Origin of the sequence: Pseudomonas guariconensis, from assembly GCF_024127895.1 — a bacterium.
In the GTDB taxonomy this organism is placed as follows: Bacteria; Pseudomonadota; Gammaproteobacteria; order Pseudomonadales; family Pseudomonadaceae; genus Aquipseudomonas; species Aquipseudomonas guariconensis_B.
This window is the reverse complement of the sequence record NZ_JAMYBK010000005.1, coordinates 247,711-260,350: the sequence shown is the minus strand read 5'-3', so window position 1 is coordinate 260,350 and position 12,640 is coordinate 247,711. Positions and strand designations below refer to the sequence as shown.

General features: G+C 66.5%; 9 protein-coding genes and 1 pseudogene. 6 read left to right on the top strand and 4 right to left on the bottom strand.

Annotated features, from left to right (window positions below; genetic code table 11):
• The first annotated feature begins 126 nt into the window (after positions 1-126).
• A complete protein-coding gene (locus NJF35_RS08980; protein WP_225790498.1) occupies positions 127-1,464 on the top strand; it encodes an MATE family efflux transporter in 1,338 nt (445 codons plus the stop codon).
• Between the two features lie 82 nt (positions 1,465-1,546).
• Here the strand turns inward: NJF35_RS08980 and speA are convergent, their stop codons facing one another.
• From speA to NJF35_RS08960, 4 genes are all read right to left on the bottom strand, one after another.
• Positions 1,547-3,460, bottom strand: a complete 1,914-nt coding sequence (gene speA, locus NJF35_RS08975; RefSeq protein ID WP_225790499.1) for an arginine decarboxylase — start codon at positions 3,458-3,460, stop codon at positions 1,547-1,549.
• 155 nt (positions 3,461-3,615) lie between these two features.
• Positions 3,616-3,987, bottom strand: a complete 372-nt coding sequence (locus NJF35_RS08970) for a translation initiation factor Sui1 (protein WP_225790500.1) — start codon at positions 3,985-3,987, stop codon at positions 3,616-3,618.
• A gap of 258 nt (positions 3,988-4,245) precedes the next feature.
• A complete protein-coding gene (locus NJF35_RS08965; protein WP_225790501.1) occupies positions 4,246-4,782 on the bottom strand; it encodes an NUDIX hydrolase in 537 nt (178 codons plus the stop codon).
• Between the two features lie 2 nt (positions 4,783-4,784).
• Complete coding sequence (locus tag NJF35_RS08960; RefSeq protein WP_225790502.1) at positions 4,785-5,852, bottom strand: DUF2333 family protein; 1,068 nt, start codon at positions 5,850-5,852, stop codon at positions 4,785-4,787.
• Between the two features lie 1,729 nt (positions 5,853-7,581).
• On the opposite strand from NJF35_RS08960, the pseudogene NJF35_RS24840 reads away from it, so the two are divergent.
• The 5 genes and pseudogenes from NJF35_RS24840 to accC all read left to right on the top strand — a co-directional run.
• A pseudogene (locus tag NJF35_RS24840) lies at positions 7,582-8,097 on the top strand (methyl-accepting chemotaxis protein); the annotation flags it as partial.
• A 139-nt stretch (positions 8,098-8,236) separates the two neighbouring features.
• Positions 8,237-10,024 carry a protein-disulfide reductase DsbD gene (locus NJF35_RS08950; protein WP_225790504.1) on the top strand — a complete coding sequence of 596 codons (1,788 nt, stop codon included), beginning with the start codon at positions 8,237-8,239 and terminating at the stop codon, positions 10,022-10,024.
• 178 nt (positions 10,025-10,202) lie between these two features.
• Positions 10,203-10,655: a type II 3-dehydroquinate dehydratase gene (gene aroQ / locus NJF35_RS08945; RefSeq protein WP_070090423.1), complete on the top strand. Its 453-nt coding sequence runs from the start codon at positions 10,203-10,205 to the stop codon at positions 10,653-10,655.
• Between the two features lie 98 nt (positions 10,656-10,753).
• Positions 10,754-11,221 carry an acetyl-CoA carboxylase biotin carboxyl carrier protein gene (accB, locus tag NJF35_RS08940; protein WP_225790505.1) on the top strand — a complete coding sequence of 156 codons (468 nt, stop codon included), beginning with the start codon at positions 10,754-10,756 and terminating at the stop codon, positions 11,219-11,221.
• Positions 11,222-11,238: 17 nt separating this feature from the next.
• Positions 11,239-12,585 (top strand): acetyl-CoA carboxylase biotin carboxylase subunit, encoded by a 1,347-nt coding sequence (gene accC / locus NJF35_RS08935; RefSeq protein WP_225790506.1) that lies wholly within the window; start codon positions 11,239-11,241, stop codon positions 12,583-12,585.
• The last annotated feature ends 55 nt before the right edge of the window (positions 12,586-12,640 follow it).

Genomic DNA, 12,640 nt, shown 5'->3' with positions numbered 1-12,640 from the left:
TTCGCGGACAAGCCCGCTCCCCATGGCCCTGCACATCACATCCTGTGTGATCGGCTCATGCCCTGCGGAGCTTGCCCGCGAAGCGCCAGTCGAGGATAGGCAGCCCACGCTTGCCCAGGAGCCCGCATGTCCCAACTGTCCACCGATTGGCGCGACCGCCGTACCCACCGCAAGGTCTGGGCCCTGGCCGCACCGATGATCCTGTCCAACGTCTCGGTGCCGCTGGTGGCCTTGGTCGACAGCACAGTGATCGGCCACCTGCCCCATGCCCACCAGCTGGGGGCGGTGGCGGTGGGCGCCACCCTGTTCACCTTCATGGTCGGGCTGATGGGTTTCCTGCGCATGGGCTCCACCGGCTTCGCCGCCCAGGCCGCCGGGCGCGCCGATGGTGCCGCGCTGCGCCAGGTGCTGGTGCAGGGGCTGCTGCTCGCGCTCGCCTTCGCCCTGCTGATCGGCCTGCTGGCCCTACCTTTCAGCCAATTGGCGCTGCACGCGATGCAACCGAGCGAAGCGCTGCAGCAATCCACCGAGGACTTCTTCCACACCCGCTTGCTCGGCCTGCCGGCAGCCCTGGCCAGCTATGCCTTGGTCGGCTGGTTCCTCGGCACCCAGAACGCCCGTGCGCCCCTGGCGATCCTGCTGGTCACCAACCTGCTCAACATCGTCCTCAACCTGTGGTTCGTCCTCGGCCTGGGCTGGGGTGTCCTGGGCTCGGCACGCGCCTCGGTGATCGCCGAATGGAGTGCCGCCCTGCTGGGCCTGGCCCTGACCCGCCCGGCCCTGCGCGCCTACCCGGGGCGCATCGCCTGGCAGGCGCTGAAGCGCTGGCAGGCCTGGCGGCCGTTGTTGTCGGTCAACCGCGACATCTTCCTGCGCAGCCTGGCGTTGCAGTTGGTGTTCCTGCTGGTCACCGTCCAGGGCGCGCGGCTGGGCGAAGCCACGGTGGCGGCCAACGCCCTGCTGCTCAATGGCCTGATGCTCACCGCCTACGCCCTCGACGGCCTGGCCCATGCCGTCGAAGCGCTGTGCGGCCACGCCATCGGCGCCCGCGACCGTGACGCCCTGCGCCGCGCGATGGTGGTGGCCTGCGGCTGGTCGCTGCTCACCAGCCTGGGCTTCGCCGTGCTGTTCCTGCTCGGTGGGCACCTGTTCATCGATCTGCAGACCGATATCGACAGCGTGCGCGCGGCCGCCTACCCCTTCCTGCCCTACCTCGCCGTGCTGCCGCTGGTCGCGGTGTGGAGCTACCTGCTCGATGGCCTGTTCATCGGCGCCACCCGGGCACGGGAAATGCGCAATGCCATGTTGCTTTCCGTGCTGCTCGCCCTGCCCCTGGCACTGGGCATGCGCGGGCTCGGCAACCACGGGCTGTGGCTGGCGTTCCTGGGGTTCATGGGGTTGCGGGCGGTGAGCCTGGGCTGGCTCGGCTGGCGACTGCAGCAAAGGGATCAGTGGGTGCGCTGAACACCCACCGTCTTCCTCGTATGGGAGCGGCCTTGCGGGACGCCGGACCGGTCGGAAAGGGCCGCAAAGCGGCCCCCTTGGATCACGAAGACAAATACGAAGACCGGGTCAGCCCCAGGCGCAGGGCATCGAGGAACTGCGTGCGCTCCCGTGCGCTGATCTTGGCGCTGGCGACCTTGTCGCGGTAGTGGGTCATCAGCTCTTCCGGCGACAGGTGCACGTAGCGCAGCATGTCCTCGATGGTGTCGTGGGTCTCGATGCCGGCGTGGTACACGCTGCCATCGGCGTTCTGGTAGATGTTCACCGAGTCGGTGTCGCCGAACAGGTTGTGCATGTCGCCGAGGATCTCCTGGTAGGCACCGACCAGGAAGATGCCCAGCAGGTAGTCCTCGCCCTCCTTGACGCCATGCACCGGCAGGCTGGTCTCGATGCTCTGCTCGTCGACGTACTGGTTGATCTTGCCGTCGGAGTCGCAGGTCAGGTCCTGCAACACGGCGCGGCGCAGGGGCTCTTCGTCCAGGCGATGCAGCGGCAGGATCGGCAGGACCTGGCCGATGGCCCAGGTGTCGGGCAGGCTCTGGAACACCGAGAAGTTGCAGATGTACTTGTCGGCCAGCTTGTCGTTGAGCTCGTCGAGCACCTGGCGGTGCGAGCGCTGGCGAGCCTTGAGCGAGTTGTGCAGGCGCCGGCAGAGGGCGAAGTAGCACTGCTCGGCCAGGGCCTTCTCGGCCAGCGAAACCTTGCCATCGGCATACTGGGCGGCCACGTCGCTCATGTAGTGGGTGGCGCGCCAGTAGGTCTCGGTGACCATCTCGATGTCGGTCGGCCCGAGCAGGTCGGCCAGCCAGCGCACGCTCTCGGGCAGGCTTTCCTTGTTCTCGATGGTCGGCACCTCGTCGTTGTGCTTCTCCACGTCGGTCACCTGCACCACCAGCATGGCGTGGTGCGCGGTCAGGGCGCGGCCGCTTTCCGAGAAGATGTGCGGGTGCGGCAGGCCCTGGGCGTCGCAGAACTCCTTGAGCATGCCGACCACGACGGCAGCGTAGTCGTCGATGTCGTAGTTGATCGAGCTGGCGTTGCGCGAGTGAGTACCGTCGTAGTCCACGCCCAGGCCACCACCGACATCGATATGATCCACCGGCAGGCCCAGGCCGCGCAGTTCGCCGTAGTAGCGGATGGCCTCCTTGAAGCCGTGCTGGTAGTCGGCCAGGTTGGCGATCTGCGACCCCATGTGGAAGTGCAGCAGGCGGATGCCCTGGTCGAGGCCGGCCTCACGGAAGCGCTGCACCACCGAGAGCAACTGGGCGGCCGACAGGCCGAACTTGGATTTCTCGCCCCCGGTGTCGGCCCACTTGCTCGATGCCAGCGACGACAGGCGCACGCGCAGCCCGACCTGCGGCTTGACCTTGAGCTCGCCAGCCTCCTCGATCACCAAGGCGACCTCGGACTCCTTCTCGATGACGATGAACACGTTGTGGCCGAGCTTCTGGCCCATCAGCGCCAGGCGGATGAACTCGCGGTCCTTGTAGCCGTTGCAGACGATGGTACCGCCCTTCGGCGCCAGCGCCAGCACCGCCAGCAGCTCGGGCTTGGAGCCGGCCTCCAGGCCGATGGAGACGTTCTGGGTAGCGATGATGTTCTCCACCACCGCTTCCTGCTGGTTGACCTTGATCGGGTACAGGGCCGTGTACTTGCTCTGGTATTCCAGGCGCGCGATGTTGGCATCGAAGGCGCCGGTCAGTTGGCGCACGCGGTGCTGCAGGATGTCGGGGAAGCGCACCAGCAGCGGCAGGGAAAGACCGCTCTGGCGCAGCTCGTCGATCTGCGCATAGAGATCGATCGGCGCGCTGTCCGGGCCGTTGGGGCGCACTTCGACGCGCCCGGCTTCATTGATGGCGAAATAACCAGCGCCCCAATGGCGGATACCGTAAACACTGCGGCTGTCGGCCACGGTCCATTGGCTGCCATCGTCTTTGCGTGTGCGTCGTACGGACATTCAAGTCCCCTGTAGATAAAGTCGAAGACACTGCCCCGCGCAGGAGGCGGATGCAGTGTAGAAACTGAAAATGACGATTCGCCCGTGTCCAGGGATAGACCCTGGCTACGGGAACGAGTTTAGAAAGCCCAGGGCAAAAAATCGCGCAACCGGCATCAGCCGCCGGATTTCTTCGCCTTGAAGCCCTGCTTGGCCAGCTCGGCGAGCAGCAGCTCGACGTGGTCGCCCTGGATCTCGATGACCCCATCCTTCAGCGCGCCCCCGGTGCCGCAACGGCGCTTGAGGTTGCTGGCCAGCTCCTTGAGCTGGTCCAGGGGCAGCGGCACGCCGCTGATGGTGGTCACGGTCTTGCCGCCCCGGCCTTTGCTTTCGCGGCGCACACGGGCGATCCCATCCCCTGCGGGGATGACCTGTTGCTTGCAGATGCAGGCGTCCACCGGCTTGCCACAGTCCGGGCAATGCCGACCGGCATCGGTGGAGTACACAAGACCGCCAAGGGCGGCGAAGGAAGAAGCTTTCTTGGCCACTTTTGTTCCTCTTGCTGAGGACAAAAACTGGTCGACGCCTGGAGCCAGGGCCGACCGCGAAGCCCCACTCTGGCAGGGGCAGCGCTACTGCCGCAGGTCCTGCGGCAGCCCGAAAAGGGCGCGCAGTTTAACGATAAATCCGCCGGTTGCTAAGTACCCGGATGTGCCATTTTACGAATGTTTTGCGACCCCTTCGCGGGTAGGCCAGTCAGTCGAGCGGTGCTTTGGCAATCCTGGGGCCGCTTCGTGCCCCAAACACTAACGCAACCCCGCCTTGTAGCGCTGCAAGGCGGCCAGCGAGTCGGGGCAGTACGGCTGGACCAGGCTGTCGGCCTCGGCCCGGGCGATGCTGACGAAACGCGCCTCGCTGACCTCCTCCGGCTGCAGCCGCAGCGGCGCATCGGAAACCGCCGAGAACACCGCGCACCACAGGCGGTTGTCGGGCTGGTCGAAGTAGAAGCGCTCATGAAAGCGCAACTCGACGCCACCGATGCCCAGCTCCTCCTCCAGTTCACGCGCCGCCGACTCCGCGTAGCTCTCCCCGGCCGCCACCATGCCCCCGGCAGCCACGTCCCAGTAGCCGGGATACAGCGCCTTGCTCAGGGTGCGCCGATGCACGCACAGCTCGCCGGCACTGTTGAACAGCAGGATGAAGGTGCAGCGGCCGATCAGGCCACGCTCGCGCAGTTCGGCCCGTGGCAGGGCGCCGAGCAGGCGGTCGGCCTCGTCGACCCAGGCGACCGATTCACGATCCGAGGCCGCACGATGCGCGGCCTCGGCTGGGCTGATGGTCATCCTCAGCCCTGCGACAGCAGTTGACGCAGGTCGATGACCGCGGCGTTGGCCCGGGAAATGTAGTTGGCCATCACCAGCGAGTGGTTGGCCCACATGCCGAAGCCGCTGCCGTTGAGCACCATCGGGCTCCACAGTGCCTCCTGGGAGGCCTCCAGCTCACGGATGATCTGGCGTACGCTGACGGTGGCGTTCTTCTTCGCCAACACATCGGCGAAGTCCACCTCGATGGCGCGCAGCAGGTGGGACAGCGCCCAGGCCTGGCCACGGGCCTCGTAGAACACGTTGTCGATCTGCAGCCAGGGCGTTTCCACCAGCTCTTCGTCGACCTGCGGCGCCTGGCCTGCGACCACCGACTCGGTCTTCAGGGTGCTGTTGAGCTTGACCCGGCCAACGCTGGCCGACAGGCGCTGGGACAGCGAACCCAGGCGCGTGGCCACGTCGCCCAGCCAGTTGTTCAGGTTGTCGGCGCGGGTATAGAAGATCGCGCCCTGGTCGCCGGCGGCCAGGCGGGACTGGTAGCGGGTCAGCGACTTGAGGCCCTCCTCGAACTCCGACTCGCTGGACGGCAGGATCCAGCTCTTGTTGTCGAAGTTGAAGCGCGGCTCGGCCTTGGCCAGGTCGGCATCCTCGGTGGATTGCGACTGGGAGCGGGCGAAGTCCTTGCGCAGAGCGCGGGCCAGGTCGCGCACCTGGACCAGCACGCCGTATTCCCAGCTGGGCATATTGTCCATCCACAGCCCAGGCGGGAAGCGGTCGTTGGAGATATAGCCGCCCGGCTTGTCCAGCAAGGTGCCGGCCACGGTCTTGAGGGTCTCGATGGTGGTATAGCCAACCACCATCTGCTGGTTGCTGCGCTCGGCCGCGGCCTGGGCGTTCTGCTGCACCGGGAACAGGTCCGGCTCCTGGCTCCAGTACCAGCTCAGGCCGATGCACACCAGCAGGTACAGGCCGATCAGGGTGCCCAGGGCACGGCTCCACAGGCCGCCAAGGTAACTACGGGTAGCAGCGCCACGGGCATCGACCCGCTCGCGGGGCTCGGCCTTGGCCTCGCGGTTTTTCCAGTCCAGCATGGCTATATCCTTAATCAGTCACGACGTTCAGGGGCTTGGACCTCCAGCCTCGGCCAGGGTGCCACCGCAAGCCCGCGTGGCAGCACTATAAAGCAGACACCGGCGTATGCATAAGCGACCAATGACCCAGGCCCCCAAATAGCCGGGCCATCGGGCGTGCCCGTGAACAGCAATAGCGAATAAAGGCAAAACGCCACTTTTATCCGCCTCCGTCATCACCTCGTCACAAAACCGCAATAACTTCAGGCACCTACCTCTCCATCCCCGCTGGAAGTTCTCGGCTATGCGCCTGAAGTGGCTGACCAATTTCAACACCCTGCTGCTGGTGACCGTCTGTATCGCCCTGGCTGCGACCCTGTGGTGGTCGCAACGCGCCCTGGAGCGTCCCTACCAATTGATGGAGCGCTACCTGGGCCTGTCGCAGCAGTTCCAGAACGATGCGGCGAGCAACATCCAGGCCTACCTGGGCAGCGGCGACGCCCTGCGCCACGCCGCAGCCATGGCGGCCAACACGCAGTTGCAGGCAGCCCTGGCCGACTGGCCCGAAGCGCTGGCCGACCAGTTGCGCCCCAGCCTGGACCACCTGCAAGCGTTCACCGCCAACGAGCTGCTCGCCGCCGGCAAGCTGGCCGGCGATCCCCAGGCCCTGCTGCTGCAGGCCGAGCGTGAACTTGGCGCCAACTTCGAGCAATTGGCCACTTACGCGCGCGACAGCGCCAACCCCGAGGCCGAGCGCTACCTCGTGCCACTGTTCGACGCCAGCCTGCACCTGGGGCGCCTGTCCCTGGCCCGGGACAAGCTGGTCAGCAGTGGCCGCGCCGAGCTTGCCGACGAAGTCGAACGCGAACTGCAAGCGATCCGCGCCCAGGCCCAGGTGATCGACAGCCTGCCCTTGCTGGGCGTGACCCGCGCAGCCGAGTCCAACGCCGACGACTTCGCCGCCCTGATGGGCCTGGAGACCCAAGCCAGCGATCAACGCGAGGATGTCGCGGTGGGCCTCAAACGGGAGCTGCACAGCCTGCTGGGCCGCTACCCTGCCGAACTGCAGCGCACCCGCGAGCAGATCGAGCGCCGCGCCGCCCTGGCCGCCAGCACTGGCGAGCGCCTGGGCGCCGTGCAACAGGCCATCGCCGGCCTGGAGCCGCAGGTGCGCGGCCAGCACGCGACGATCGCCAGCGAAGTGCGCCTGATCCAGGGCCTGATGATCGGCCTGATCCTGCTGATCGCCCTGCTCGTCGATACCCTCCAGCGCCGCCTGGCCCGTACCCTGACCGGCCTGGCCCCGGCGCTGTCGCGCTGGGCCGAGGGCGACTTCGCCGAGGCCATCGCCCTGGGCCGTACCAACCGCGAGCTGCACGACATCCAGGCGTCGCTCAACCGCCTGCGCCAGTACCTGGTGGAGCTGGTCGGCACCCTTCGCCACAACGCCGAGCAGGTGGCCGGCAGCAGCCACGCCCTGGCCGGCATGAGCACCGCCCTGCACCACGGCGCCGAGCGCCAGGCCGGCGACACTGCGCAGATCCGCGATGCCCTGGGCGAGCTGGAGGCGACCATCCAGCAAGTCGCCGGCGATGCCAGCTCGGCCGCCGACGCCAGCCGCGACGCCGGCCGCGCGGTGGAACAGGGCCAGGCGGTGATCGGCCAGAGCCTGTCCGGCTTGCGCGCGCTGGTGGATGAGGTCCAGGGCAATGCGCAGATGATCGAGCAACTGGCCGAGGAGTCGGCCACGATCGGCGGTGTACTGACGGTGATCCGCGCCATCGCCGAGCAGACCAACCTGCTGGCCCTCAATGCCGCGATCGAAGCAGCGCGAGCCGGCGAGATGGGCCGAGGTTTCGCCGTGGTCGCCGATGAGGTGCGCTCGCTGGCCCAGCGCACCACAGGTGCCACAGGCGAGATCCAGGCGCTGATCGACCGCCTGCAGCAGGCTGCCCGCGAGTCGGTGGAGGGTATGCGCGCCCAGCTGGAACACGCCGAGACCACCGCCAGCCAGGCCCAGGCCGCCGATGGTGCGCTGGACGAGATCGTCAGCGCCATTCGCACCATTGCCGATACCGCAGTGCGCATCGCCGACGTGACCGCACAGCAGAGCGGCGCGGTGAGCGAGATCCGCGATCACAGCGAGCGGATCCACGCACTGGGCGAAGACAACCTGCAACGTATCGGCGAAGGACGCGAGCAAGGGGAGCAACTGCTCAAGCTGGGTGGCGAGCTGAATACGGCGGTGCGGGCGTTTCGCCTCTGAGGCGCGGCAAGAAAAAGCAAGCGGCGCCCATTTGAGCCGAGCACAGCCATGACAAGCGGCGCCGATCAGCTTGCAGCTTCGCCCCCAACCCCAGGCAACTCCGCTATCATGCGCCCAGGTTCCACCTCGCGAGTCCGCCATGCGCCGCCTGTTTTTCCTGCTGTTCCTGCTGCTGGCCAGCCCCGCCTTCGCCAGCGGCCTGCTCGACAACCGCCCCAGCGCCACCCTCGGGGCCGCCTCGTCGTCCAACAACGCCGACTTCCTGCCCGTCCACGAAGCCTTCAAGCTCAGCCTGGTGCATGCCGATGCCCAGACCATCAAGCTGCGCTTCGTCGCCGCCGACGGCTACTACCTCTACCGCCACCGCTTCCAGTTCCATACCGAGCCCACCGACATCGTCCTCGGCGCACCGCGGATCCCCAACGGCGAAGCCAAGCACGACGAGTTCTTCGGTGACGTCGAGGTGTACCACGGCGTGCTCGACATCGAACTGCCGCGCAACGCCTCGGACCTGCGCGCCTTCACCCTGCTGGTGGGCTACCAGGGCTGCGCCGACAAGGGCCTGTGCTACCCCCCGGAAACCGAACGGCTGAGCATCGGCGGCGAAGGCGGCAAGCCCGGCGCGCTTCCCCTCGGCGACGAGAAGGGCTGGAGCTGGCAGTCGCTGCTGCTGTTCTTCCTCGCCGGTGTCGGCCTGACCTTCACCCCCTGCGTGCTGCCCATGCTGCCGATCCTCTCTGGGGTGGTGCTGCGCGGCCAGGTCGGTGGCTGGCGCGGCCTGTCCCTGTCGCTGGCCTACGTGCTGCCGATGGCCGCCAGCTTCGCCGTGCTCGGCGCGCTGATGGGCGTATTCGGCGCCAGTCTCAACCTGCAGGCACGCCTGCAGTCGGCCTGGGTGCTGGTGCCCTTCGCGCTGTTCTTCGTGCTGTTCGCCCTGGCCATGTTCGGCCTGTTCGAGCTGAAGCTGCCCCAGGCCCTGGGCAATCGCCTGAACAGCCTCGCCAACCGCACCCGGGGCGGCTCGCTGCTGGGCGCCGCGGTGCTCGGCGTGCTCTCCAGCCTGCTGGTATCGCCCTGCGTATCGGCGCCGCTGGCCGGCGCCTTGCTGTACATCAGCGCCAGCGGCGATGCCCTGGGCGGGGCATTGAAACTGTTCGCCCTCGGCCTGGGCATGGGCGCCCCCCTGCTGCTGGTGGCCACCGGTGGCGCGGCCTGGCTGCCCAAGAGCGGCCCCTGGTTGAACACGGTCAAGAACGCCATCGGCGTGCTCCTGCTGGGCCTGGCCATCGGCCTGCTCAGCCGCGTGCTGCCTGGCCCCGTGACACTGCTGCTGGTCGGCCTGCTGGCCGCCGGGGTGGCGCTGTTCCTCGGCGCCCTGGAATTCGTGGTCAAGACGCCCCGCCAGCGCCTGGCGCAATTGCTCGGCCTGGCCCTGCTGGTCTATGCCCTGGCCTGCTGGTACGGCGCCTTGAGCGGTCGCGGCGACCCACTGCGCCCGCTGCCACCCCCCACGCCCGCGAGCAGCGCCGGTAACCCGGCCGCCAGCACGGCCAGCGCCTGGCAGACCCTCAGCACGCCCGCGGCGCTGGATGCCGCCCTGGCCGAGGCCAAGGCCGCCGGCCAGCCGGTGCTGCTGGACTGGTACGCCGACTGGTGCATCAGTTGCAAGGTGATCGAGCACGAAGTGCTCAATGCCCCGCAGGTCCAGGCGCAACTGGGCGCCTTCAAGCTGCTGCGCTTCGATATCACCGAGAGCAACGCCCAGCAACGCGCCCTGCTCGACCGCTACCAGCTGTTCGGCCCACCGGCCCTGTTGTTCTTTGCAGCGAACGGCAGCGAAATGACCGCTGATCGGGTCATTGGCGAGATAAATGCCACGGAATTTGCCAATCATCTGGTGCGCGTGCGCAGCGATCTGGGTCTATAACTTCCCGCGAGGCGGGATTTTTCATTGCAGCGGTGACCAGATTTAATCATCTGGTCACATACTTTGCGCGAACCTCGGACATCGTGCTGCGTATTGCCGGGAACTGGACACTCCTCTGCTCTTGCGGCATAGTCGCCGCGCTATGTCGTATTGCCCTACAAAATCAAGGAATCCGCAGATGGCGACCCTACTGGTGCTGCACGGCCCCAACCTCAACCTGCTCGGTACCCGCGAACCGGGCCACTACGGCGCCGTGACCCTGGCCCAGATCAACCAGGACCTGGAGCAGCGTGCCCGCGCCGCCGGTCACCACCTGCAATACCTGCAGAGCAATGCCGAGTACGAACTGATCGACCGCATCCACGCCGCCCGCAACGAAGGCGTGGACTTCATCCTGATCAATCCGGCGGCGTTCACCCACACCAGCGTCGCATTACGTGACGCATTGCTCGCGGTGAGCATCCCATTCATCGAAGTGCACCTCTCGAACGTGCACAAACGCGAACCGTTCCGTCATCACTCCTACTTCTCCGATGTCGCCGTAGGGGTGATCTGCGGCCTGGGCGCCACCGGCTACCGGTTGGCCCTGGAGTCTGCGCTGGAATACCTGGCTGCCAACGCACAGCCCTGATGACACAAGGCCTCGGCCCCTTCGGGCCGGGGTTTGGAAAAACGTTTTCGACACGTTTTCAATTACGTCCCCGACCGAACCTTGGGAGTTGATGATTAATGGATATCCGTAAAGTCAAGAAGCTGATCGAACTGCTGGAAGAGTCTGGCATCGACGAACTGGAGATCAAGGAAGGCGAAGAGTCCGTTCGCATCAGCCGTCACAGCAAGACCCCGGCCGGCCAGCAGTTCTTCGCCGCCCCGGCGCCGGTCGCCGCGCCCGTGGCCGCTGCCGTAGCCCCGGTTGCCGCCGCGCCGGTCGCCGAAGCCGCTGCCGCCGCACCGGCCCTCAAAGGCACCGTGGTTCGCTCGCCGATGGTCGGCACCTTCTACCGCAAGCCTTCGCCGACCTCGGCCAACTTCGCCGAAGTCGGTCAGACCGTGAAGAAAGGCGATACCCTGTGCATCGTCGAAGCCATGAAGATGATGAACCACATCGAAGCCGATGTCGGCGGTGTCATCGACGCCATCCTGGTGGAAGACGGTCAGCCGGTTGAGTTCGACCAGCCGCTGTTCACCATCGTTTGAACCGCGGAGAGCCTGCGATGTTGGAAAAAGTTCTGATCGCCAACCGCGGCGAAATTGCCCTGCGTATCCTGCGTGCCTGCAAGGAACTGGGTATCAAGACCGTCGCCGTACACTCCACGGCCGACCGCGAGCTGATGCACCTGGGCCTGGCTGACGAGTCCGTGTGCATCGGCCCGGCGTCGTCCCGCGAATCCTACCTGCACATCCCGGCGATCATCGCCGCTGCCGAAGTGACGGGCGCCACCGCCATCCACCCAGGCTACGGCTTCCTCGCCGAGAACGCCGACTTCGCCGAACAGGTGGAGAAATCCGGCTTCGCCTTCATCGGCCCGAAAGCCGACACCATCCGCCTGATGGGCGACAAGGTCTCGGCCAAGGACGCGATGATCAAGGCCGGCGTGCCGACCGTGCCGGGCTCCGACGGCCCGCTGCCGGAAGACGAGGAAACCGCGCTGGCGATCGCCCGCGAGGTAGGCTACCCGGTGATCATCAAGGCCGCCGGTGGCGGTGGTGGTCGCGGCATGCGCGTGGTGCACAAGGAAGAAGACCTGATCGCCGCGGCCAAGCTGACTCGCAACGAAGCCGGTGCCGCCTTCGGCAACCCGATGGTCTACCTGGAGAAGTTCCTGACCAACCCACGCCACGTGGAAGTCCAGGTGCTTTCCGACGGCCAGGGCAACGCCATCCACCTGGGCGACCGTGACTGCTCCCTGCAGCGCCGTCACCAGAAGGTGCTGGAAGAAGCCCCGGCCCCGGGCATCGACGAGGACGCCCGCCAGGAAGTGTTCGCCCGCTGCGTGCAGGCGTGCATCGAGATCGGCTACCGCGGTGCCGGTACCTTCGAGTTCCTGTACGAGAACGGTCGTTTCTACTTCATCGAGATGAACACCCGCGTTCAGGTCGAGCACCCGGTCTCGGAGATGGTCACCGGTATCGACATCGTCAAGGAGATGCTCAGCATCGCCGCTGGCAACAAGCTGTCGATCCGCCAGGAAGACGTGGTCATCCGTGGCCACTCGCTGGAGTGCCGGATCAACGCCGAGGACCCGAAGAAGTTCATCCCGAGCCCAGGTACCGTCAAGCACTTCCATGCTCCGGGCGGCAATGGCGTGCGTGTCGACTCGCACCTGTACAGCGGTTACTCGGTCCCGCCGAACTACGACTCGCTGATCGGCAAGCTGATCACCTACGGCAAGGACCGCGACGAAGCCATGGCGCGCATGCGCAATGCCCTGGACGAGATCGTGGTCGACGGCATCAAGACCAACATCCCGCTGCACCGTGACCTGGTGCGCGATGAAGGTTTCTGCAAAGGTGGCGTCAACATCCACTACCTCGAGCACAAACTGGCCAACCAGGAGTGATCGTGCGTGTGAGGTGACAGAACCCCGGCCTGGTGCCGGGGTTCTTTTTTAGCGG

What these genes read in the sequence shown, in the direction of transcription:
- speA (WP_225790499.1), bottom strand. Translation starts at nt 3,460, where the DNA reads ATGTCCGTACGACGCACACGCAAAGACGATGGCAGCCAATGGACCGTG.
- NJF35_RS08980 (WP_225790498.1), top strand. Translation starts at nt 127, where the DNA reads ATGTCCCAACTGTCCACCGATTGGCGCGACCGCCGTACCCACCGCAAG.
- accC (WP_225790506.1), top strand. Translation starts at nt 11,239, where the DNA reads ATGTTGGAAAAAGTTCTGATCGCCAACCGCGGCGAAATTGCCCTGCGT.
- NJF35_RS08950 (WP_225790504.1), top strand. Translation starts at nt 8,237, where the DNA reads ATGCGCCGCCTGTTTTTCCTGCTGTTCCTGCTGCTGGCCAGCCCCGCC.
- aroQ (WP_070090423.1), top strand. Translation starts at nt 10,203, where the DNA reads ATGGCGACCCTACTGGTGCTGCACGGCCCCAACCTCAACCTGCTCGGT.
- NJF35_RS08960 (WP_225790502.1), bottom strand. Translation starts at nt 5,852, where the DNA reads ATGCTGGACTGGAAAAACCGCGAGGCCAAGGCCGAGCCCCGCGAGCGG.
- accB (WP_225790505.1), top strand. Translation starts at nt 10,754, where the DNA reads ATGGATATCCGTAAAGTCAAGAAGCTGATCGAACTGCTGGAAGAGTCT.
- NJF35_RS08965 (WP_225790501.1), bottom strand. Translation starts at nt 4,782, where the DNA reads ATGACCATCAGCCCAGCCGAGGCCGCGCATCGTGCGGCCTCGGATCGT.